Source organism: Pseudomonas sp. QLc11A, assembly GCF_052112305.1.
Classification (GTDB): Bacteria; Pseudomonadota; Gammaproteobacteria; order Pseudomonadales; family Pseudomonadaceae; genus Aquipseudomonas; species Aquipseudomonas laurylsulfatiphila.
Genome location: NZ_JAVAJJ010000003.1, coordinates 315,382 through 336,984 on the forward strand (window position 1 = coordinate 315,382; position 21,603 = coordinate 336,984).

The following is a 21,603-nucleotide window of genomic DNA, read 5'->3' on the forward strand; positions in this document are numbered from 1 at the left end:
ACAAGTTTGACTCATTTTCCTCATGCCTCGCTACCGGTGATCCCCATGGCTTTTTCCGAACGTGTCTCACGCCTTAAAAGTTCTTTGATCCGTGAAATCCTCGCCGCGGCCCAGCGTCCGCAAGTGATGTCGTTCGCCGGAGGTCTGCCGGCTGAAGTCATGCTGCCGAAGGTCGATTGGGCCGACATGCCGCTTTCCATAGGCCAATACGGCATGAGCGAGGGCGAACCGGCGTTGCGTGAGGCGTTGGCCGCCGAGGCGAGAGCGTTGGGAGTGGCATGTGCGGCAAGTCAGGTGCTGGTGGTCAGTGGTTCACAGCAAACCCTGGATCTGGCCGCCAAGCTCTACATCGACAAGGGCACCGAAATCCTGCTCGAAGCGCCGACTTATCTGGCGGCATTGCAGATTTTCCAGCTGTTCGGCGCCGATTGCCTGACCGTGCCGCTGGAGGCTGACGGGCCGAACCTGGCAGAGCTGCGCGCTCGCCTGGAACACCACCACCCGGCCTTCATCTACCTGATCCCGACCTTCCAGAATCCTTCGGCGGTGCGTTACAGCGAAGCCAAACGCGACGCGGTGGCAGCGCTGCTCGATGAGTTCGGCGTCACCCTGATCGAAGACGAGCCTTATCGCGAACTGACTTTCGATGGTGGTAGCGCCACGCCGATTGCCGGTCGCTTGAAGAAGGCCAGCTGGATCTATACCGGTACGGTGTCGAAAACCCTGTTGCCAGGTTTGCGCGTTGGCTATCTGATCGCCAGCCCGGACCTGTTTCCCCATCTGTTGAAACTCAAGCAGTCGGCGGACCTGCACACCAACCGGGTTGGCCAGTGGCAGGCACTGCAATGGATCGGAACCGAGAAGTATCAGCAGCATCGCAGTGAACTACGGGATTTTTACCGGGAACGCCGGGATGCGTTCCAGCTGGCGCTGCAAACTCACTTCTGTGATCTGGCGGACTGGAACGAGCCACAGGGCGGGCTGTTTTTCTGGTTGAAACTCAAGCAGCCGCTGGACACTCGAACCTTGCTCAACGCGGCGTTGGCCAAGGATGTGGCGTTCATGCCGGGCGAGCCGTTCTTCCCCGATCCGGACAAGCATCACGGGTATTTGCGGTTGAACTTCAGCCACATTGACCCGGCGCGGCTGGAGGAGGGGCTCAAGCGGCTGGCGGCGGTGGTGCGTCAGGCGCAGGCGGCGCAAGCGGCCTGAAAACAAATAAACCGGCGCAAGGGCCGGTTTATTTTTGTCTGAGTCATGTGCCGTTTTAGCGGGCCTCATCGCTGGCAAGCCAGCTCCCACAGCTACCGAGGTGTACTCAAATTTTGTGGGGCGGACCTGATCCCTGTGGGAGCTGGCTTGCCAGCGATGGGGCCATCAGCAACACCACATCAACATCAGGCAGCCGCAAATCGCTTGTCCAGATAATCAATGATCACCTTGGACTCATACATCCAGGTGGTCTGGCCATTTTCTTCGATACGCAGGCACGGCACCTTGATCTTGCCGCCTTGCTCGAGCAAGGTCTGGCGATCCTGTTCGTTGTTCTTCGCATCGCGAAGGGCCACCGGCACGTTCAGGCGGCGCAGGGTGCGGCGAGTCTTCACGCAGAACGGGCAGGCGTGGAATTGATACAGGGTCAGGCCTTTGGCGGCCGCTTCGACCTGGGCCTGAGCCGCGGCGGGGCGCTTTTTCTTGCCTGGGCGCGTGATGAAGTCGATGAAGATGATCAGTTGGCCAAGGCCGACACGAAGCGCTTTTACGAACACGTTGAAAGCCTCACGGTGCTAACGAAGAAGGGCGCGCAGCTTACCTGATTTTTCACGGACGAAAAAAAACCGGCGATGAATGCCGGTTTTCTTCGTGCCGCGAATTACTTGATGAGGCTGAGGAATTCGCTGCGGGTCGCGGCGTTCTCGCGGAATTCACCGAGCATCACCGAAGTGATCATCGTCGAATTCTGCTTCTCCACACCGCGCATCATCATGCACATATGCTTGGCCTCGATCACCACCGCAACGCCCAGGGCGCCGGTGACCTGCTGGACCGCGTCGGCGATCTGGCGGCTGAGGTTTTCCTGGATCTGCAGGCGACGGGCGTACATATCAACGATCCGCGCCACCTTCGACAGGCCCAGGACCTTGCCGCTCGGAATGTAGGCAACGTGCGCCTTGCCGATGAACGGCAGCAGGTGGTGTTCGCACAACGAGTACAACTCGATGTCCTTGACCAGCACCATTTCGCTGTTGTCGGAGCTGAACAGGGCACCGTTGGTGACCTCTTCCAGTGTCTGTTCATAGCCGCGGCAGAGGTACTGCATGGCTTTGGCGGCACGTTTTGGCGTGTCGAGCAGGCCTTCGCGGGAAACGTCCTCGCCGAGCTGGCCGAGGATCGCCGTGTAATTCTGTTCCAGGGACATGAAACTACCTGTGGGATTTTACGCAAAGGGCAAGGGTACGGTGACGGACACGACGCTGCAAGCGTGGCGCATCAGCTTTACTCGTCGCGACCTTCCATCATGGTGCGTTTGAGCATCACATAGACCGCCCCGGCACCGCCGTGTTTGGCCTGGCACGAGGTGAAGCCGAGCACCTGTGGATGCTGGCGCAGCCAGGTGTTGACGTGGCTTTTGATCATCGGCCGCTTGCCGTCCAGGCGTACCGCCTTGCCATGGGTGACGCGCACGCAGCGGATTTCGAATCTGGTTGCTTCGGCGAGGAACGCCCAGAGGGTTTCCCGGGCCTTTTCCACGCTCATGCCGTGCAGGTCGAGGCTGCCTTCGAATGGAATCTGACCGATCTTGAGCTTGCGCATCTGGCTTTCTTGCACGCCATCGCGGGCCCACATCAGCTCGTCTTCAGGGCCGACGTCGATGACGAACTGATCGGACAGACCGTCAACGGTGGTGGCATCGGTGCGCACGGTGGCCGCTTGACGCAGCTTGGCAATCTGCGCACGGTCACTCTTGGGTTTGCCGGTTTCGGCGCGATCGTGCTTGATCGGCTTGACGCCTTGGATCGCGCTTTTGAACAGGGAAAAATCGTCGTCTTGCATGTCAGCCTCCGCGAAGGGCGGCCAGTTTACCCAACTCGAAGCGAATCGGGCGCGACAAAAACGCGCGCGGCGCTTGGCTCAGTCGTGTTTTTTCATCAGGTGCGGGGACATGGCCAGTTCCCGCGACTGCCGCGAGCGACGGCGGCAACGGCGCCACAGCCATACACCGAGGTACAGCACGAACAGGCCAATGGCCAGGATCACGGCAGCACCGGTGCGGCTGGTGTTCAGTTCACCCAGGGCAGGTACGTGGCCGAACAGGCTGGCGGCACCGGCCATGGCGAGCAACACGCCGCACATCGCCAGCAATGCCGCGAACGTCGCGCCAATTCGAAAACGCCAGTTGCGTTGGCCTTTGGGCCGCAAGCGGCGAGCGTCAAAACCATCGGATAACTTCATTCCGACCTTCCTCAATGGGTATCGGCCCTTCGACCGGGAGTTGACCGGGATGTTCCTGAGGCTAAGACAATTACGGCAAATGAGAGGTTTTTGCGGATGAGCGGCGCTCCAGGCCGCTCATTGAGCGTCGATCAGATCAGTTCACAGGTCAGCGCGAGGGTGGCGAAGTTGTCGCCCATGATCGCCATTTCGGTCTGATGAACATGCGCTGCGCTCAGGACACCGCCCTTGTAGGGCAGGTCGCGTGTGGCGCAGGCGTCTTCGATAAGTGTGCAGCGGAAGCCCAGGTTCTTCGCGGCGCGCACCGTGGTGCTGACGCTCGAGTGACTCATGAAGCCGCAGACGATCAGGTCGAGGGCGCCGAGGTCCTCCAGGCGTTTGGCCAGTTCGGTACCGTGGAACGCGCTCGGCAGCAATTTGCCGATGATGGTTTCGTCGCTCTGTGGCTCAAGACCCGGAATGAATTCACCACCGACGCCTTGCGGGTTGAACATGCCACCGAGCGTGCCGAGGTGGCGCACATGCACGATCGGCCGGCCGGCGGCACGGGCCGCGGCGAGTAACTGCTTGATGTTCGCGACGGCCTCATCCATGCCGCTGAGGGCCAGCGGCCCGCTCAAATACTCTTTCTGGGCATCGATGATGATAAGGGTCGCATGACTCAGTTTGGCTGCCGGATAACCGCGACCGCTGAGTTGAAACATCGTTTTTGGAACGGACATTCTGGGGCTCCTTGGAGTGGGGCTTTTGCGCCATTGTCCTCTGGCTGAGCGGTTCTGTGAATCGCTACGATCGTAGGTGCCGTGGTTGCTGGCCTCTAGCCTTGTCAATAGTCACGTTTTGTTCAATAGCCTGGCGAAAAAACGGATAACTCCTACATTTGAGTCGGTCGTTTTCCTGCGTCGTCGTGGCGCCGTTTGACTGGTAGAATCGCCCGTCGATTTTTCTGGAGTTTGCCGTCGTGATCACTTCCCGCCTTCGCACCCTGCGTGACCATATCCGTTGGGCCGTCAGCCGCTTCCATGGGGAGGATCTGTTTTTCGGCCATGGCACCGACAATGCCTGGGACGAAGCCCGTCAACTGGTGCTGGGCGCGCTGCACCTGCCGTGGGAAATCGCCGACAGCTACCTCGACTGCAATCTGGAAGAAGACGAAGTGGTTCACCTGCAGCTGCTGCTCAAGCGCCGCATCGAAGAGCGCGTGCCAACGGCCTACCTGCTGGGCGAGGCCTGGTTCTGCGGCATGTCGTTCATCGTCGATCAGCGTGTGTTGATCCCGCGTTCGCCGATTGGCGAGCTGATCGAAAACCGTTTTACCCCGTGGCTGGCCAACGAGCCGGCGCGGATTCTCGATTTGTGCACCGGCTCCGGTTGCATCGGCATTGCTTGCGCCTACGAGTTCCAGCATGCCGAAGTGGTGTTGGCGGACCTGTCGTTCGAAGCGCTGGAAGTGGCCAACCAGAACATCGAGCGCCATGGTCTCGATGAGCGCGTGTACACGGTGCAGGGCGACGGTTTCGAGGGCTTGCCGGGACAACGCTTCGACCTGATCGTGTCGAACCCGCCCTACGTCGATTCGGAAGATTTCGCCGACATGCCGGACGAATACCAGCACGAGCCGGAACTGGGCCTGGCGTGCGGCGATGACGGTTTGAACCTGGTGCGTCGCATGCTTGCCGAAGCGGCGGATCATCTGACCGAGAAAGGCTTGCTGATTGTCGAAGTGGGCAACAGCCAGGTGCACGTCGAGGCGTTGTACCCGGAAGTCGACTTCGCCTGGCTGGAGTTCGAGCGCGGTGGTCACGGTGTGTTCATGCTGAGCGCGCAGCAGTGCCGAGAGCATCAGGCGTTGTTCGCTTCCCGCGTCTGATTGGTTGAAATCCTATCGCTGGCAAGCCAGCTCCCACAGGTTCAGCGTGTGCCGCATCATTTGAGTACGGCGCGAATCCTGTGGGAGCGTGGCTTGCCCGCGATAGCCGCGCCGCGGTCTCAAGCCTTCAGCGGTGCGTGGCAATCCAGATCAACAACCCCGCCTGAAACACCGCAAACGCCACCAGGCACGTAATGGTGAAACGCAGTCCGGCGTCTTCGCGTTTGTATTTGCTGACCTTCTCTTCGTGTTTCTTGAGTTTGACTTCCTGCTCGGCCAGGTTCTGCTCGGCTTGCTGGAGCATCTGTGCCGCCTCGAGAATCTCCACGACCTGCAGTTTTTCGCTGTTCCAGTCCCCCGCGAGGTCGCCGACCTTGACTGCTTTGACACTGCCTTTCAAATGCTGGGCATCGGCATACACCACGTCGAAACCGTGCACGCGCAAAAAATGATCGCGGCGCAGGCGGGTGTCTTCGTTGAGCGCTTCCTTGTTGTTCAGGTCAAAGCCGTCGACGGTGTAGGTGGGCCAGCGCTTCTTCGCCCAGTTGATGCCCTGGGCGATCATGAATCGGCCGATGCCGCGGTTCAGCGGTTCGACCTGCAAACCGCTTTCCGGTCCGAAATGCATGCGCTTTTCGGCGTGATCGACCCACACATCCAGATGATTCTGTTCCTTGCGCACGCGTTGGGCGGGCAGGGTGATGCTCATGCGCATCAGGCTGCGCGCCTTGTCGTTGCGCTCGGCATAGCCGAACTCGATAAAGCGCAATGGGCGCCCGCCTGTATTGCGATCAGTCTTCAGCGGTGCCAGACGGAGCATCTTGTGGTGCTCGACGTGGACGTCCGCCCAGGGCAGCTCGACCGCTGGCGGTGCTTCTGTTTCAGCGGGGGTGTCGGGTGAAGTCTGGGTGTCAGTCATAACGGCGAGATCCTGTCCAAGCTCAGCTTGTCGCCAACCAATGTGTTGGCGACAAAGGCTTATCGGCCGTTTTTCCCAGGACTGGAGGGTAAGTCTTAACTGGAGCGAAGTCCGTCAATAAACCCGAGGATTCGCGCGCCCAGTTCCGCTGCCAGAGGCAATTGCGGGTCTTTATAGGAAGCCAGCTGGCGTTTGACGTCGTTGGGCACGATGCGCATGACGTGGTTCATGCCCTCGATCAGGGCCAGTTCGGCGTCCGGTTTGGCGGCCTTGAGCAGCCTGGCGTCATTGACGCCGACCTGGATGTCGTTGCTGCCCTGGATGATCAGCGCTGGCATCTTCAATCTGGCAAACGCTGCAGCCGGGTCCTGGCGGAACAGGGAAATCAGGTACGGCTGCACGCTCGGACGGAAAATGGCCTGCAAGGGTGGCGGCACATTGTCGTCGGGTTTCCCGGCCTTGAGGCTGTCGAGCAACTCATTACTGCGCAGCAGCAACGGCGGTGGCAGGCGATTGCCCAGTTGCTGGCGGATCACCTGATCGACCGGTCGCGCGCTACCCGAGACGGAAATCACCGCATCGGCGTCGATGGTTGGCGCGGCCAGGCTGGCGATCAAGGCGCCTTCGCTGTGTCCGAGCACGATCAGTTTGCCGAAGCGCGGATCAGTCTTGAGCTTCTGGCCCCAGGCCTCGGCGTCGGAAACGTACGCGTCGACCGTCAGATTGCGTTCGTCCGGCGTCGCGGCCAGGCTTGCTGCAACACCGCGTTTGTCGTAACGCACACTGGCGATGTTGTGTTTGGCCAGCACCCAGGCCAGGCGCTTGAGGCTGTCGTTACGTCCGCCGTCAGGGTTGTTGCCGTCGCGATCCGTAGGGCCGGAGCCGGAAATGATCAGGACAACGGGTACCGGGTTGTCGGACTTGGGCAGCAGCAAAGAGCCGAAAAGCTCGCCGGTGCCGGTGTCCAACGTGATCGGCCGTTGCAGGACAGTCGCCTGGGCGAAGCCGGAAATCAGGGTAAGGCTCAAGGCTAGAACTCGCAGCATCATCACGCCATCATCAAGAAGATGCCGGTTGGACTCACAGGCACCCATAAGGTTCGAGGATGAACTACTTGGGTAGCCTGCGTATACTGGCGCGCATTACGTATTCAGGTTCATTTCACGGAGCGTCCTGCATGTCCGGCAATACCTACGGCAAGCTGTTCACTGTCACCACCGCGGGCGAAAGCCATGGCCCGGCGTTGGTCGCCATTGTCGATGGCTGCCCGCCGGGCCTGGAGATATCCCTGGAGGATCTGCAGCGGGACCTGGACCGCCGCAAGCCCGGCACCAGCCGCCACACCACCCAGCGCCAGGAAGCCGACGAAGTCGAAATCCTCTCTGGCGTGTTCGAAGGCCGCACCACGGGGTGCGCCATCGGTTTGTTGATCCGCAACACCGACCAGAAGTCCAAGGACTACTCGGCGATCAAGGATCTGTTCCGCCCGGCCCACGCCGACTACACCTACCACCACAAATACGGCGAGCGCGACTACCGCGGTGGCGGTCGCAGCTCGGCCCGTGAAACCGCGATGCGCGTCGCGGCCGGTGCGATTGCGAAAAAATACCTGGCCAGCCAGGGCATCGTGATTCGCGGCTACATGAGCCAGCTCGGACCGATTGAAATCCCGTTCAAGACCTGGGAGTCGGTCGAGCAGAACGCTTTCTTCAGCCCGGATCCGGACAAAGTGCCGGAACTGGAAGCCTACATGGACCAATTGCGCCGCGACCAGGATTCGGTCGGCGCGAAAATTACCGTGGTGGCCGAGGGTGTGATGCCAGGCCTGGGGGAACCGATCTTCGACCGTCTCGATGCCGAACTGGCCCATGCACTGATGAGCATCAATGCGGTCAAGGGCGTGGAAATCGGCGCCGGTTTCGCCAGCGTCGCCCAGCGCGGCACCGAACATCGCGATGAAATGACCCCGCAAGGTTTCCTCAGCAACAACGCCGGCGGCATTCTCGGCGGTATTTCCTCCGGTCAGCCTATCGTTGCGCACCTGGCGCTGAAGCCGACGTCGAGCATCACCACGCCGGGCCGTTCCATCGATATCCATGGCAACCCGGTGGAGGTGATCACCAAGGGCCGTCACGACCCGTGCGTCGGTATCCGTGCCACGCCGATCGCCGAGGCGATGATGGCCATCGTGCTGATGGATCATCTGCTGCGTCACCGTGGGCAGAACGCCGATGTGCGTGTGAGCACGCCGGTGCTGGGTCAGCTGTAAATGGCTGACCTCCTGGTCGCAGCCGTCTGATGGCGACTGCGGCGCTCCCGTACTGGCGGCTCTCCAGTTTCTATCTGTTCTATTTCGCCTTGCTCGGTTCGACAGCGCCGTTTCTGGCGCTGTATTTCGATCACCTGGGATTCAGTGCCGCACGCATCGGCGAGCTGGTGGCGATCCCTATGTTGATGCGCTGCGTAGCGCCGAACATCTGGGGCTGGCTGGGCGACTTCACGGGGCAGCGGCTGGCCATCGTGCGTTTTGGCGCGGTGTGCACACTGCTGACCTTCTCGCTGATTTTCGTCAGCAAGACCTACGCCTGGCTGGCGATGGTCATGGCCTTGCATGCGTTCTTCTGGCACGCGGTGTTGCCGCAGTTCGAAGTCATCACCCTGGCGCATTTGCAGGGGCAGACCGCGCGTTACAGCCAGATTCGCCTGTGGGGATCGATCGGTTTCATCATCACCGTGGTCGCACTGGGCCGGCTGTTCGAATGGCTGAGCCTCGACATCTACCCCGCGGCGCTGGTGCTGATCCTGGCCGGCATCGTGCTCAGCAGCCTGTGGGTGCCCAATGCCCAACCGACACCGGGCAATCGGGTGGCGGGGGAAGGATTTCTCAAGCAACTGCGCAGCCCTGGGGTATTGGCGTTTTACGCCTGCGTGGCGCTGATGCAGATGAGCCATGGGCCGTACTACACGTTTCTGACCCTGCACCTCGAGCGGCTGGGCTACAGCCGCGGCGTGATCGGCATGCTCTGGGCGGTCGGCGTGGTCGCCGAAGTGCTGATGTTTCTGGCCATGAGCCGGATACTCGCGCGCGTCTCGTTGCGCCGGGTGCTGATGGCCAGCTTTCTGCTGGCGGCGTTGCGCTGGCTGTTGCTGGGCTCGCTGGCGGAGTTTCTCTGGGTACTGTTGTTTGCCCAGGTGTTGCACGCGGCGACATTCGGCAGCTTTCACGCCGCTGCCATTCAATTCGTGCAACGTAGCTTCGGTGCGCGCCAGCAAGGTCAGGGTCAGGCCCTGTACGCCGCGCTGGCCGGCACTGGTGGCGCAATGGGCGCCTTGTATTCCGGTTACAGCTGGAACGCCCTTGGCGCCGCATTGACCTTTAGTATTGCCAGCCTCGCAGCGCTCGCGGCTGCCGTTATCATTGCCACATGTATGCAAGAGGACAGGCCATGAGCCTTACCCGTGAACACCTCGCCCAGGAAATCATCGACGCCGGGCGTTTTCTCTATGGCCGCGGTTGGTCGCCGGCCACCAGCAGCAATTACTCGACCCGTCTGTCGCCGACCGAAGCCTTGCTGACCGTCTCCGGCAAGCACAAGGGCCAGTTGGGCATGGACGATGTACTGGCCACCGACCTGTCAGGCAATAGCCTGGAGCCGGGCAAGAAACCGTCCGCCGAAACCCTGCTGCACACTCAGCTTTACAGCTGGCGGCCCGAGATCGGCGCGGTGCTGCACACCCACTCGGTGAATGCCACCGTACTGTCACGCCTGACGCCGCAAGACTTCATCGAATTCGAAGACTACGAACTGCAAAAAGCCTTCAGCGGTGTGACGACCCACGAGTCCCGGGTGCGTGTGCCGATTTTCGACAACGATCAGGACATTGCGCGCCTGGCCGCCAAGGTGCAGCCTTGGCTGGACGCCCATCCCGATTGCGTCGGCTACCTGATTCGCGGCCATGGCCTGTACACCTGGGGTGCGCGCATGAGCGATGCCCTGCGGCAGATCGAGGCCTTTGAATTTTTGTTCGAGTGCGAGTTGAAGATGCGCTCGCTCTCGAACGTTAAAGCATGAACCGTTAAGGAGTTGCCCTGATGAGCAGCCTGTCCGTTTATCACGTCTCCAGCCCTGAAATCCCCAACAAGGTGCTGACCCATTTCGAAGACATCGCCTCGACCCTGGCTGAACAAGGCGTGCGCTTCGACCGTTGGCAAGCCGCCACCAGGCTTCAGCCGGGCGCCACTCAGGAAGAAGTGATTGGCGCCTATCAAGCGCAAATCGACCAGTTGATGACCGAGCGCGGTTACATCACAGTCGATGTGATCAGCCTCAACAGCGATCACCCGCAAAAAGCCGAACTGCGCGCCAAGTTCCTCAACGAACACCGCCATGGCGAAGACGAAGTGCGATTTTTCGTTGCCGGCCGTGGCCTGTTTACCCTGCACATCGACGATTACGTCTACGCCGTGCTGTGCGAGAAAAACGATCTGATCTCGGTGCCGGCCGGTACCAAACACTGGTTCGACATGGGCGAGCACCCGCATTTCATTGCGATCCGCCTGTTCAACAACCCGGAAGGCTGGGTGGCCAATTTCACCGGTGAAGACATCGCCAACCAATTCCCGCGTCTGGAGGACTGAGTCGATGCCGATCAAAGCGATTCTCACCGACATCGAAGGCACCACCAGCGCGGTGAGTTTTGTCTTCGACGTGCTGTTTCCCTATGCCGCCAAACACCTGCCGGCGTTTGTTCGTCAGCAGGCCGGGCGTGCTGACGTGGCCGAACAACTGGCCGCCGTACGCCGCGACAGCAATGAGCCGGACGCCGACGTCGAACGGGTCGTCGAGATCCTGTTGGGCTGGATTGCCGAAGACCGCAAGGCTACGCCGTTGAAAGCGTTGCAGGGCATGGTCTGGGAGCAGGGTTATCAGGCCGGGCAGTTGCAGGGCCACGTGTACCCGGACGCCGTTGAAGCGCTCAAGCGCTGGCATCAGGATGACTTTCAACTGTTTGTTTATTCGTCCGGTTCTATCCAGGCCCAGCGGTTGATCTTCGGCTGTTCGGTGGCGGGGGACCTGACGCCGCTGTTCAGCGGCTATTTCGATACCACTTCGGGGCCAAAGCGCGAGGCGCAGTCCTACGCCAACATCACCCGGGCGATCAACCTCGAGGCGGGGCAGATTCTGTTTCTGTCGGACATAGTCGAAGAACTCGACGCGGCGCGCGCGGCAGGAATGGCCACTTGCGGCCTGGCTCGTGAAGGCGGGGAGCTGGTGGGGCACGTCACTGTGGACAGCTTTGCGCGGATAAACCCCGCTAATTTCTAAACGCCAAAAACCCCTGTGGGAGCGGGCTTGCTCGCGAAAGCGGTATGTCAGTCAACATCAACGTTGAATGACACACCGCTTTCGCGAGCAAGTCGGATCGCCGCACCGCCGCTCCCACATTTTTTTACAGCGAGTGATAAGTCGGCAAGGCAAACCGTTGCTGGCTTTGCAGCAAGGAAATCTGCGGCAGTTCACTGGCTTGTTCGGCGAGGTCGCGGCGAATCGCACTGATGACCCACGTCAGTTGGTCGCCGTTGTGCAATTGCTGGTAGGAAATCGAGCGTTTGAACACTTTGCCTTCGCCGCCGCTCAGGGTCAGCAGGATCCCGCCGTCAGGACGGGCCTGGGTGGCAACTGTGTAGTTGGAGAACAGGGACGAAAACTTTTCCTGGATCAGGCTCATGTCGTTCAGCTCCGTGATGACTTGAATGGCGTGGAGAGACCGTTGCAGCCTTTGTGCCAGTGTTTTTAGTTGATCAATATCAATAAAAATCAATGGCTTACTGTTTTTGGCGATTTTTGCATTCGTGCAATCTGCATGAATGGCCATCGTGCATCCTGCATTTTGCGAGGTCGCTCGGCGATTCGATGGAACCATTGTTCATGGCAGGGTTCACGCGGGGCATCGTATCGACCGTGGATCAGATCGCGGATCAAGATCGCAGATACAAAACATTTCAAAAACCGCGTGTACAGCTCAAGAACCGTTGACGTATTTTCGGCCTCAGACATCGCCGCCCGACAATAAAAAAACAGCGAACGGGAGCATCATGAGCCGCACGTCGAACGACACGATTACCTGGGGCATGATGCTCCGCAAGCTGCCTTCCATCGCCAAAGCCATCCCCCGGGTGGTCAAGGGCATGAAGGCCGCCAACGTCAAGGACCCGACCCAGGCGTGTGGTTTGGGCTGGAGTTTCGAACAAGCCACATCGCGCAACCCGGATGGCCCGGCGCTGCTGCAGGACGACGTCACGCTCAGTTACTCCGAGGTCAATCAGTGGGCCAACCGCATTGCCCATCACCTGATCGGCCAAGGTATCGGCAAGGGTGACGTGGTGGCGGTCTTCATCGAGAACCGTCCGGAACTGCTGGTGACGATTCTGGCGGTGGCCAAGGTCGGCGCGATCAGTGCCTTGCTCAATACCTCGCAGACCCGCGATACCCTGGTGCACAGTGTGAATCTGGTGGCGCCGGTGGCGATCATTGTCGGTGAGGAGCTGGTCCCGGCGTATCTGGCGATACGAGATCGGGTGGCGATCCAGTCTGCCCGAACCTGGTTCGTCGCCGATCGGGACACCTCTCGCCAACCGGGTATCGCGCCTGAAGGGTTCATCAACCTGATGACCGTCAGCCTCGACGACGCCTGCGACAACCCGGCCAGCAGCCGGCAGATTTTCTTCGACGATCCCTGCTTTTATATCTACACCTCGGGCACCACGGGGCTGCCCAAGGCTGGTGTGTTCAAGCATGGCCGCTGGATGCGCAGCTGCGCGAGCTTCGGCATGATCGCGCTGGACATGCGCCCGGAGGATGTCGTCTATTGCACCTTGCCGCTGTACCACGCCACCGGCCTTTGCGTGTGCTGGGGCTCGGCCGTCAGTGGTGCCAGCGGGTTCGCCATCCGCCGCAAATTCAGCGCCAGTCAATTCTGGAGCGACGTACGCAAATACCAGGCAACCACCATCGGTTATGTCGGCGAACTGTGCCGCTACCTGGTCGATCAACCACCGAGCGTCAACGACAGCCGGCACGATGTGAAGAAGATGATCGGCAACGGCCTGCGTCCCGGCGCCTGGAACGAGTTCAAGACCCGCTTTGCGGTGAATCACATCTGCGAACTCTATGCCGCCAGCGACGGCAATATCGGGTTCACCAACATTCTCAATTTCGACAACACCATAGGTTTTTCCCTGATGTCCTGGGAACTGGTCGCCTATGACCACGACAGCGGCGCGCCGATTCGTGAAGCCAACGGTTTGATGCGCAAGGTCGCCAAGGGCGAGCAAGGGCTGTTGCTGGCAAAAATCGACGACAAGGCTCCGCTGGACGGCTACACCGATCCGCAGAAAACCGCCAGGGTCGTGCTTGAGGATGTGTTCGAAAAGGGTGACCGCTACTTCAACACCGGCGACCTGTTGCGCAACATCGGCTTTGGTCATGCGCAGTTTGTCGACCGCCTGGGCGACACCTACCGCTGGAAGGGCGAAAACGTGTCGACCACGGAGGTCGAGAACATCCTCCTGCAACACCCGCATATTTCCGAAGCCGTGGCCTACGGCGTGGAAATCCGCAACACCAATGGCCGGGCCGGGATGGCCGCGATCACGCCCGCCGAATCCCTGGCCACCCTGGACTTCAGCGAACTGCTGGCCTTTGCCCGTGAGCAAATGCCGGCCTATGCGGTGCCGTTGTTCCTGCGGGTGAAAGTGAAAATGGAAACCACCGGGACTTTCAAGTATCAGAAGACCCGGCTCAAGGACGAAGCCTTCGACCCGGGTAGGACCGGTGATGATCCGATCTATGCCTGGCTGCCGGGAACCCAGACTTACGTGCAGGTCACGGAGCAATTGTTGTCCGACATTCACGGCGGCAAGTACCGCTATTGAATCTGGCTATGGCCGCCCATGAGAAAAAACAAGTGACAGTGCCAGGACCGCTCGGGAAACTGTCGGCTTTTACGAATGACAGAAAAGGGAGTGCCCAATGTCAGACAAAAGCCGCCAGATGACCCCCGAAGAAGCCGCCGAATTTGCCGAACAGGTATTCAACAAGGCACGGGAGGGCGATGCGGCGATGATGGCCGCGCTGCTGACCAAGGGTTTGCCGCCGAACCTGCGTAACCACAAGGGCGATACCTTGCTGATGCTGGCCGCGTACCACGGTCATGTGGACACGGTAAAAGTCCTGCTGGAGCACAAGGCCGACCCGGAGATCCGCAACGACAACGGCCAGAGCCCGATTGCCGGCGCCGCCTTCAAGGGCGACCTGGCGGTGATAAAGGCCTTGGTCGAGGGCGGCGCGCAGGTTGAAGGCTCGTCCTTCGATGGCCGCACGGCGCTGATGATGGCGGCGATGTTCAACCGCGTCGAAGTGGTCGACTACCTGATCAGCAAGGGCGCCGACCCGCAGGCCAAGGACGCCAATGGCATCACTGCGCTGGAGGCTGCCAGGACCATGGGGGCTTCCGATACGGTTGCTCAACTGGAAAAACTGCTGGGCTGACGTTGAACCCTTTGGCGAGGGAGCTTTTGTGGCGAGGGGGCTTGCCCCCGTTCGGCTGCGAAGCAGTCGTAAAGTCAGCATATGCGGTCTTTCTGATGTACCCCAATTGAATGTTTCGGGGCCGCTTCGCGACCCAACGGGGGCAAGCCCCCTCGCCACAGGTCCGCATTTCCCTCATTAATGCGCTATCCTTCGCGCCCTCAAAATCCCCCTCGCTACAGGATCCTCCCCATGAAAACCGCACTCGTCGAACTCATCAGCAAAATCAGCTCCGGGTGCATGGGCGAAGACGAAATCCTCAAGGTCGCAGACGAAGCGGCCCAGGCCTACGCCGATCCGCAGGCTTTTCTGAGCGCCAATCCGGACATCAACTACGACGAAACCTTCCCGATCCCGTTGGGTGAATGGGTGGTGGTCGGCAGCCTGCCGGAAACGGTGCTGTTCCAGGCTGACACCTACATGGACCTGTTCGCGCAGATCGTCGCCTCGTTCGGCCCGGGTGTGGAATTCAATCTCAAGCCCAAGCAACTGGCCAAGACCGAAGCCTTGACCGCGCTCAACCGCATCCAGGTGCAAATGAGCAGCCTGAACAAGGAAAACGGCGGCTACACGCTGATGAACTTCAGCCAGTTGCTCGATGACGAATTGCAGGTGGTGCTGGTGTACGGCAATGACGTGCCCCGCGTGCTGCAATTGTGCGCAGAAGCCGGCATCGCAGCCGCGCCCGCCCTGGAAGCCCTGAAAGTGGCGATTCACGTCTGATAGCCAAATACTGTCAAATCAAAGGGAACCCTCACGACGACCGTCTATCCTAAGAGGGCAAATCACTCTTCAGGAGCGTCACCATGGGTTCCACGTTCAACAGCCTGGTTGCCTTGATCATTTTTGTCTTGGACATCTGGGCCATCATCAACGTATTCAAAAGTAGTGCCGGGACCGGGATGAAAGTCCTCTGGGTACTGTTGATCGCACTGTTACCGGTGCTGGGGCTGATCATCTGGGCTATCGCCGGGCCGCGGGGCAACGTCAAACTCTGACCGAATTCCCACAAACTACACCGACCCTGTGGGAGCGGGCTTGCCCGCGATGATATCGCCGCGGTGTCTCTGACATACCGCAGCGTCTGCATCGCGGGCAAGCCCGCTCCCACAGGATTGTGGCAAGTCGAACAAGTGAGGTTCGACCTGTCATGTTCCGCAACGTAGAATGCGCGCCTTTCCCGGTCATTCGAGACAAACGAATGGCCATCATGGGCGGGTAACCGTCCGTTGCCACCCGCATTCATCGGAGCACTTCCCATGAGCATCACCCCGACCAGCGACTACCTGGAAACCCTCTACGAAGGCTACGGCCAGCGTTTTCGCATGGAAAAACTGCTGCACGAAGTGCGCACCGAACACCAGCACCTGGTGATCTTCGAGAACCCGCGCATGGGCCGCGTGATGGCGCTGGACGGCGTGATCCAGACCACCGAAGCCGACGAGTTCATCTATCACGAAATGCTGACCCACGTACCGATCCTCGCCCATGGCAGCGCCAAGCGCGTGCTGATCATCGGCGGCGGCGACGGCGGCATGTTGCGTGAAGTAGCCAAGCACCGCAGTGTCGAGCACATCACCATGGTCGAGATCGACGGCACCGTGGTCGACATGTGCAAGGAATTCCTGCCGAATCACTCCAAGGGTGCATTCGACGATCCACGCCTGAACCTGGTGATCGACGACGGCATGCGTTTCGTCGCTACCACCACTGAAAAGTTCGACGTGATCATTTCCGACTCCACTGACCCGATCGGGCCGGGCGAAGTGCTGTTCTCGGAAAACTTTTACCAGGCTTGCCACCGCTGCCTGAACGAAGGCGGCATCCTGGTGACCCAGAACGGCACGCCGTTCATGCAGATCGAAGAAGTGAAGACGACCGCCGGTCGCCTGCGCAGCCTATTCCCGGACTGGCACTTCTACCAGGCTGCTGTGCCGACCTACATCGGCGGCTCGATGACCTTCGCCTGGGGCGCGACCGATACCGCTTATCGCAAGTTGTCCCGCGAAACCCTGCAACAGCGTTTCACGGGCAGCGGCATCGTCACCCGCTACTACAATCCGGAGATCCACATCGGCGCTTTCGCCCTGCCGCAATACGTGTTGCAGGCAGTGAGCAAGCCAAGCAACGACTGATTTCCATAGGTTGGTTCGCAAACCTGTGGGAGCGTGGCTTGCCCGCGAATACGGTGTGTCAGTTGACATTAATGTGTCTGAAACACCGCCTTCGCGGGCAAGCCACGCTCCCACAGGTCCTTATCTGACCCCGATGGAACAATTAGCCAGCTAACAAGGTCCAGATATGTGTAAGCCCATCCATGGGTTTTATCGAGGAGGCATCAATGCAAAAGTGGAAAATCACTTTCGTGGATGATCATGGCGAAACCGTTAACGAGGTCTTTGAGTGCGATGAGCGCCCGGACAACGAGTGCGCCGCCAAGCTCATCAAGTCCCGGCTTCTTCCCGTCGCTGCCGAACTGGATCTGAACGATCTGGAAGGGCGGACCGCCGATGCGAGCGTCAAAGAGCTCAAGTCCCAGAACAGCATTGAAATCCTCGGCATTACTGCAATCTGAACGACACCTGTCGCATTCACATCCGGGCCTTGGCAGAGGCTCTATCTTGAGGCTACTCTGCAAGCGAGATCAGCGAATGAATCGCTAAGGTCTGGTCTTGTCAGCTCCATGCTTGTTTCCCGCCGGCACATCGGTTGCCGTCGCTCGCGCTGTTCGGTTGCGGGTGAGGGAGTACGGAAAGTCTATCCATCGTTTTGAGGAGGACGTTTCATGAGCACAGCCTATCAAGAAGACATCAGCAGCAGCGTGTTGCGCCGCATGAAAGAAGGCGGTTTTGACTTTTCGCGGTTTCATCCCATCGAGTTCTACGCCATTTTCCCGGATGAGGAGCGGGCACGCAGGGCGGCAGGTCATTTCCACCGTGGTGAATCCCTGGATGCGCAAGTCAGTGTGCGCGACGATGGCGCCTGGGCGCTGGAGTTGTGCAAAGTCATGTATGCCACCTACGACGACATCGGCGACTTCGAACAGGGTTTCGAAGCGGTTGTCGAGCCGTTGGGCGGCATCATCGAAGGCTGGGGTGTGAAACAGGAGGTACGAGGGCGACTCGCATAGGCTTATGAACAGTGACAACCGGCATTGACGGCTGACCTTCGGGTTGGCCGTTTTCATTTATGGCCTGTAGGAGCTGCCGCAGGCTGCGATCTTTTGATTTTGATTCTCAACATTTCAACAAGGCAAAAAAAGCCGCCTGAGCAGGCGGCTAAAAGGGAAGTTCAGTGTGCTTTTCAGCGAATGCCTGGATTATCCGCACCTGTTACCGGGCAGTGAAATCAACTCTGGCTATGCTGGTGATAGGCGATAACCACGCCTTGCAATGAAGCGGGGGCGATCAGATTGGAGCATTTGCCGCACAGGAATGGTGCGGTACTTGCGCATTGATTATCCAACTGATTGATATCAAAGCGTTTATGCCGCTGGCACGGGCCTTGCGAAGGTCTGGACGTCCGAGTGACAAGGAGTACGGCATGATCCGCACCTATTTTGATGAGATGTACGATGCCGGCGGCCAGGTCCGCCCGCATTATCGGGAGTTTGCCCGTTGGCTGGCCGAGACGCCTGACGAGCTTCTGGCACAACGGCGACGCGAGGCCGATCTGTTGTTTCATCGCGCCGGGATTACCTTCACGCTCTATGGGGACGAGCAGGGCACAGAGCGCCTGATTCCCTTCGACACCATCCCCCGCAGTATTCCCGCCAGTGAATGGCGGGTCGTCGAGCGCGGGTGCATCCAGCGGGTCAAGGCGTTGAACATGTTCCTCGCCGACCTGTATCACGAGCAACGCATCATCAAGGCCGGCATCATTCCGGCCGAGCAGGTGCTGGCCAACGAGCAGTACCAGTTGGCGATGCAGGGGCTGGACCTGCACCGCGATATCTACTCGCACATCTCCGGCGTCGACCTGGTGCGCGACGGCGACGGCACCTACTACGTGCTCGAAGACAATCTGCGCACACCGAGCGGCGTCAGCTACATGCTCGAAGACCGCAAGATGATGATGCGCCTGTTCCCCGAACTGTTCGCGGCGCAACGCATCGCGCCCATCGACCATTACCCGAACCTGTTGCTCGATACCCTGAAAAGCTCAAGCCCCATCGATAACCCCAGCGTGGTGGTGCTGACGCCGGGGCGCTTCAACAGTGCGTTCTTCGAGCATGCGTTTCTGGCGCGGGAAATGGGTGTGGAACTGGTGGAAGGCGCGGACCTGTTCGTGCGTGACGACAAGGTCTTCATGCGCACCACCGACGGGCCGAAAGCGGTCGACGTGATCTATCGTCGCCTCGACGACGCCTTCCTCGATCCACTGGCCTTCAACCCGGAATCGATGCTCGGCGTGCCGGGGCTGTTGTCGTCCTACCGTTCCGGCAACGTGGTATTGGCCAATGCCATCGGCACGGGGGTGGCAGACGACAAATCGGTGTATCCGTTCGTGACCGACATGATCCGTTTCTACCTCGATGAAGAACCGATCCTGAAGAACGTGCCGACCTGGCAGTGCCGAAATCCGTCTGAGCTTTCCCATGTGCTGGCCAATCTTCCAGAACTGGTGGTCAAGGAAACCCAGGGCTCCGGCGGTTACGGAATGCTGGTGGGGCCGGCCGCGACGGCGGCGGAAATCGAAGCCTTCCGCGCGCGCATCATCGCCAAGTCCCATGCCTATATCGCACAACCCACGCTGTCGCTGTCGACCTGTCCGACCTTTGTCGAAAACGGTATTGCGCCACGCCACATCGACTTGCGGCCGTTTGTCCTGTCGGGTCGCGAGACCCGGGTGGTGCCCGGCGGCTTGACCCGTGTCGCCCTGCGCGAAGGCTCCCTGGTGGTCAACTCCTCCCAGGGTGGCGGAACCAAGGACACCTGGGTGGTCGAGGATTAAAGGAAGCCTGCCATGTTAAGTAGAACTGCCTCGGATTTGTATTGGATGTCGCGTTACCTGGAGCGGGCGGAAAACCTCGCACGGATGCTCGACATCAGCTATTCGCTGTCGCTGATGCCGCAAGACGGCCGTGGCGACGGTTTGCACGAATTGGCCATGCCGTTGTTGATCACCGGCACCCTGGACGATTATCTGGAGCGCCATGGCGAACTGCATGCCGAACGGCTGCTGCATTTCTTCGCCCTGGATGCGGCCAACCCGGCGAGCATCTACAGCTGTCTCGGTGCCGCACGGGCCAGCGCCCATGCGGTGCGCGGGCGCATCACCGCCGACATGTGGGAAAACATCAATGCCACCTGGCTGGAAATTCGCGGCATCGCCGAGCAGGGCCTCAGTCGCTACGGCATGAGCCGTTTCTGCGAGTGGATCAAGGAGCGTTCCCACCTGTTCCGGGGCGCGTCCTACGGCACCATCATGCGTAACGATGCGTTTCGCTTCATTCGTCTGGGGACCTTCATCGAGCGTGCGGACAACACCTTGCGCCTGCTCGATGCCCGCTACGAAATGGCCGGCGACCAGGCCGAAGCGGTCAGCGATGGCACCGCTCACGCGTATTACCAGTGGAGCGCGTTGTTGCGGGCGTTGTCATCGTTCGAGGCCTACACGGAAATCTACCGCGACGCCCCTGGCGCCCGGCATGTTGCCGAATTGCTGTTGCTGCGCGCCGATGTACCGCGTTCCCTGCGCGCATGCACCGAAGAAATCGACCAGATCCTCGCACAATTGCCGGGGGCCAACGGTCGTCCTGCACAGCGCCTGGCGGCAGAAATGGATGCACGCCTGCGCTACACCGGCATCCATGAAATTCTCGAAGAAGGCCTGCACGCCTGGCTGACCGAGTTCATCCCGCTGGTGCGCCAGTTGGGTAACGCGATTCACAGTTCTTATCTGGAGGCGGCATGAGACTTTCCATTAGCCACGAGACCACCTATCACTACGAAGACAAGGTGCGGGCGAGCATCCAGTATCTGCGGCTGACGCCCCACGACAGCGAGCGCCAGCACGTGCTCAGCTGGGAGCTCGACCTGCCGCGTCCGGTGCGGGCGCAACTCGATCCGTTCGGCAATATTCTGCATGTGCTGACCATGGATGAGCCTCACGAGGCGATCATCATCGGTGCCCGCGGCCAGGTCGATATCGATGAGTGGCGTGAGGCCGAACAGGAAAGCCAGTCGGCACTGCCGTTTCTGCGATTCACCCGTTTGACTGAAGCTGATGCCGCCCTGCGAGCGTTCGCGGAGAAGGCGTGCAAGCAACGCCGCGACCGCACGGCGTTGATCGATCTGATGCATGGACTCAACCAGCATATGACCTACACGCCCGGTTCCACGGAAGTGGACACCAGCGCGGCCCAGGCCTTTGCCGGACGCTCTGGCGTCTGTCAGGACCATACCCATGCGTTTCTTGCCTGCACCCGCAGCCTGGGCATTCCTGCACGTTATGTGTCGGGCTATCTGTACAGCGAAAGCAGCGAACACCTGGCCAGCCACGCCTGGGCCGAAGCCTGGCTGGATGACGCCTGGTACAGCTTCGACGTGACCAACGAACTGGCCCGGCCGGAGCGTCACCTGAAACTGGCCGTGGGCCTGGATTACCTGGATGCCTGCCCGGTACGCGGGATGCGCCGGGGCGGCGGGTGTGAGCAGATGCATGCGAAGGTGCTGGTCTCACCGACGCCCGCGCCGGTGATTTCAGTGCAGCAGCAATAACTAGAGGTCTGCAAAATCCTGTGGGAGCGAGCTTGCTCGCGATGGCGA

The 21,603-nt window shown here is 60.1% G+C and carries 25 protein-coding genes; 17 read left to right on the top strand and 8 right to left on the bottom strand.

Going from position 1 to position 21,603, the window contains the following annotated elements; translation table 11 throughout:
• Positions 1 to 45 precede the first annotated feature (45 nt).
• Positions 46 to 1,212, top strand: coding sequence for an aminotransferase-like domain-containing protein (locus Q8X48_RS06930; RefSeq protein WP_407799514.1), 1,167 nt, complete (start codon positions 46 to 48; stop codon positions 1,210 to 1,212).
• 185 nt (positions 1,213 to 1,397) lie between these two features.
• On the opposite strand, the gene Q8X48_RS06935 is transcribed toward Q8X48_RS06930, so the two are convergent.
• The 5 genes from Q8X48_RS06935 to Q8X48_RS06955 form a co-directional block, all read right to left on the bottom strand.
• The gene (locus Q8X48_RS06935) at positions 1,398 to 1,769 is read right to left on the bottom strand and encodes a glutathione S-transferase N-terminal domain-containing protein (protein ID WP_007988133.1); all 372 of its coding nucleotides are present in this window, start codon (positions 1,767 to 1,769) and stop codon (positions 1,398 to 1,400) included.
• Between the two features lie 104 nt (positions 1,770 to 1,873).
• Positions 1,874 to 2,419 (bottom strand): GTP cyclohydrolase I FolE, encoded by a 546-nt coding sequence (gene folE / locus Q8X48_RS06940; RefSeq protein WP_007988130.1) that lies wholly within the window; start codon positions 2,417 to 2,419, stop codon positions 1,874 to 1,876.
• Positions 2,420 to 2,496: 77 nt separating this feature from the next.
• A complete protein-coding gene (locus Q8X48_RS06945; protein WP_095964020.1) occupies positions 2,497 to 3,054 on the bottom strand; it encodes a Smr/MutS family protein in 558 nt (185 codons plus the stop codon).
• 78 nt (positions 3,055 to 3,132) lie between these two features.
• Complete coding sequence (locus tag Q8X48_RS06950; protein WP_015096113.1) at positions 3,133 to 3,453, bottom strand: hypothetical protein; 321 nt, start codon at positions 3,451 to 3,453, stop codon at positions 3,133 to 3,135.
• Positions 3,454 to 3,584: 131 nt separating this feature from the next.
• Positions 3,585 to 4,175 carry a cysteine hydrolase family protein gene (locus Q8X48_RS06955; RefSeq protein WP_007974909.1) on the bottom strand — a complete coding sequence of 197 codons (591 nt, stop codon included), beginning with the start codon at positions 4,173 to 4,175 and terminating at the stop codon, positions 3,585 to 3,587.
• A gap of 239 nt (positions 4,176 to 4,414) precedes the next feature.
• On the opposite strand from Q8X48_RS06955, the gene prmB reads away from it, so the two are divergent.
• Positions 4,415 to 5,323 carry a 50S ribosomal protein L3 N(5)-glutamine methyltransferase gene (gene prmB / locus Q8X48_RS06960; protein WP_407799515.1) on the top strand — a complete coding sequence of 303 codons (909 nt, stop codon included), beginning with the start codon at positions 4,415 to 4,417 and terminating at the stop codon, positions 5,321 to 5,323.
• Positions 5,324 to 5,450: 127 nt separating this feature from the next.
• On the opposite strand, the gene Q8X48_RS06965 is transcribed toward prmB, so the two are convergent.
• The gene (locus tag Q8X48_RS06965) at positions 5,451 to 6,242 is read right to left on the bottom strand and encodes a hypothetical protein (RefSeq protein ID WP_407799516.1); all 792 of its coding nucleotides are present in this window, start codon (positions 6,240 to 6,242) and stop codon (positions 5,451 to 5,453) included.
• A 95-nt stretch (positions 6,243 to 6,337) separates the two neighbouring features.
• Positions 6,338 to 7,336, bottom strand: a complete 999-nt coding sequence (locus Q8X48_RS06970) for an alpha/beta hydrolase (protein WP_407799517.1) — start codon at positions 7,334 to 7,336, stop codon at positions 6,338 to 6,340.
• A gap of 83 nt (positions 7,337 to 7,419) precedes the next feature.
• Here Q8X48_RS06970 and aroC point away from each other — a divergent pair, with 83 nt between their 5' ends.
• The 5 genes from aroC to mtnC are packed head-to-tail and all read left to right on the top strand — an operon-like array spanning position 7,420 to position 11,569.
• The gene (aroC, locus tag Q8X48_RS06975) at positions 7,420 to 8,511 is read left to right on the top strand and encodes a chorismate synthase (protein WP_085716874.1); all 1,092 of its coding nucleotides are present in this window, start codon (positions 7,420 to 7,422) and stop codon (positions 8,509 to 8,511) included.
• A 29-nt stretch (positions 8,512 to 8,540) separates the two neighbouring features.
• A complete protein-coding gene (locus Q8X48_RS06980; RefSeq protein WP_407799518.1) occupies positions 8,541 to 9,692 on the top strand; it encodes an MFS transporter in 1,152 nt (383 codons plus the stop codon).
• Positions 9,689 to 10,315: a methylthioribulose 1-phosphate dehydratase gene (locus Q8X48_RS06985; protein ID WP_407799519.1), complete on the top strand. Its 627-nt coding sequence runs from the start codon at positions 9,689 to 9,691 to the stop codon at positions 10,313 to 10,315. Before Q8X48_RS06980 ends, Q8X48_RS06985 begins: the two co-directional genes overlap by 4 nt.
• Positions 10,316 to 10,335: 20 nt before the next feature.
• On the top strand, positions 10,336 to 10,881 hold the full coding sequence (locus Q8X48_RS06990; RefSeq protein ID WP_407799520.1) for a 1,2-dihydroxy-3-keto-5-methylthiopentene dioxygenase: 546 nt from the start codon (positions 10,336 to 10,338) through the stop codon (positions 10,879 to 10,881).
• Between the two features lie 4 nt (positions 10,882 to 10,885).
• Complete coding sequence (gene mtnC / locus Q8X48_RS06995; RefSeq protein ID WP_407799521.1) at positions 10,886 to 11,569, top strand: acireductone synthase; 684 nt, start codon at positions 10,886 to 10,888, stop codon at positions 11,567 to 11,569.
• 124 nt (positions 11,570 to 11,693) lie between these two features.
• Here mtnC and Q8X48_RS07000 read toward each other — a convergent pair whose 3' ends face one another.
• Positions 11,694 to 11,972, bottom strand: coding sequence for a DUF3509 domain-containing protein (locus Q8X48_RS07000; protein ID WP_015096104.1), 279 nt, complete (start codon positions 11,970 to 11,972; stop codon positions 11,694 to 11,696).
• Positions 11,973 to 12,339: 367 nt separating this feature from the next.
• On the opposite strand from Q8X48_RS07000, the gene Q8X48_RS07005 reads away from it, so the two are divergent.
• From Q8X48_RS07005 to Q8X48_RS07050, 10 genes are all read left to right on the top strand, one after another.
• Positions 12,340 to 14,178, top strand: coding sequence for a long-chain-acyl-CoA synthetase (locus Q8X48_RS07005; RefSeq protein WP_407799522.1), 1,839 nt, complete (start codon positions 12,340 to 12,342; stop codon positions 14,176 to 14,178).
• 97 nt (positions 14,179 to 14,275) lie between these two features.
• On the top strand, positions 14,276 to 14,794 hold the full coding sequence (locus Q8X48_RS07010; protein WP_217835898.1) for an ankyrin repeat domain-containing protein: 519 nt from the start codon (positions 14,276 to 14,278) through the stop codon (positions 14,792 to 14,794).
• 231 nt (positions 14,795 to 15,025) lie between these two features.
• The gene (locus Q8X48_RS07015; protein ID WP_015096101.1) at positions 15,026 to 15,556 is read left to right on the top strand and encodes a hypothetical protein; all 531 of its coding nucleotides are present in this window, start codon (positions 15,026 to 15,028) and stop codon (positions 15,554 to 15,556) included.
• Positions 15,557 to 15,639: 83 nt separating this feature from the next.
• The gene (locus Q8X48_RS07020; RefSeq protein WP_407799523.1) at positions 15,640 to 15,831 is read left to right on the top strand and encodes a PLDc N-terminal domain-containing protein; all 192 of its coding nucleotides are present in this window, start codon (positions 15,640 to 15,642) and stop codon (positions 15,829 to 15,831) included.
• Positions 15,832 to 16,092: 261 nt separating this feature from the next.
• The gene (speE, locus tag Q8X48_RS07025) at positions 16,093 to 16,968 is read left to right on the top strand and encodes a polyamine aminopropyltransferase (protein WP_407799524.1); all 876 of its coding nucleotides are present in this window, start codon (positions 16,093 to 16,095) and stop codon (positions 16,966 to 16,968) included.
• A 206-nt stretch (positions 16,969 to 17,174) separates the two neighbouring features.
• Complete coding sequence (locus Q8X48_RS07030) at positions 17,175 to 17,408, top strand: hypothetical protein (RefSeq protein WP_407799525.1); 234 nt, start codon at positions 17,175 to 17,177, stop codon at positions 17,406 to 17,408.
• A 210-nt stretch (positions 17,409 to 17,618) separates the two neighbouring features.
• A complete protein-coding gene (locus tag Q8X48_RS07035; protein ID WP_007971898.1) occupies positions 17,619 to 17,963 on the top strand; it encodes a ribonuclease E inhibitor RraB in 345 nt (114 codons plus the stop codon).
• Between the two features lie 413 nt (positions 17,964 to 18,376).
• The gene (locus Q8X48_RS07040) at positions 18,377 to 19,786 is read left to right on the top strand and encodes a circularly permuted type 2 ATP-grasp protein (protein WP_407799526.1); all 1,410 of its coding nucleotides are present in this window, start codon (positions 18,377 to 18,379) and stop codon (positions 19,784 to 19,786) included.
• 12 nt (positions 19,787 to 19,798) lie between these two features.
• Positions 19,799 to 20,749 (top strand): alpha-E domain-containing protein, encoded by a 951-nt coding sequence (locus Q8X48_RS07045; RefSeq protein WP_007971901.1) that lies wholly within the window; start codon positions 19,799 to 19,801, stop codon positions 20,747 to 20,749.
• Positions 20,746 to 21,555 (top strand): transglutaminase family protein, encoded by an 810-nt coding sequence (locus Q8X48_RS07050; RefSeq protein WP_407799527.1) that lies wholly within the window; start codon positions 20,746 to 20,748, stop codon positions 21,553 to 21,555. Before Q8X48_RS07045 ends, Q8X48_RS07050 begins: the two co-directional genes overlap by 4 nt.
• Positions 21,556 to 21,603 lie beyond the last annotated feature (48 nt).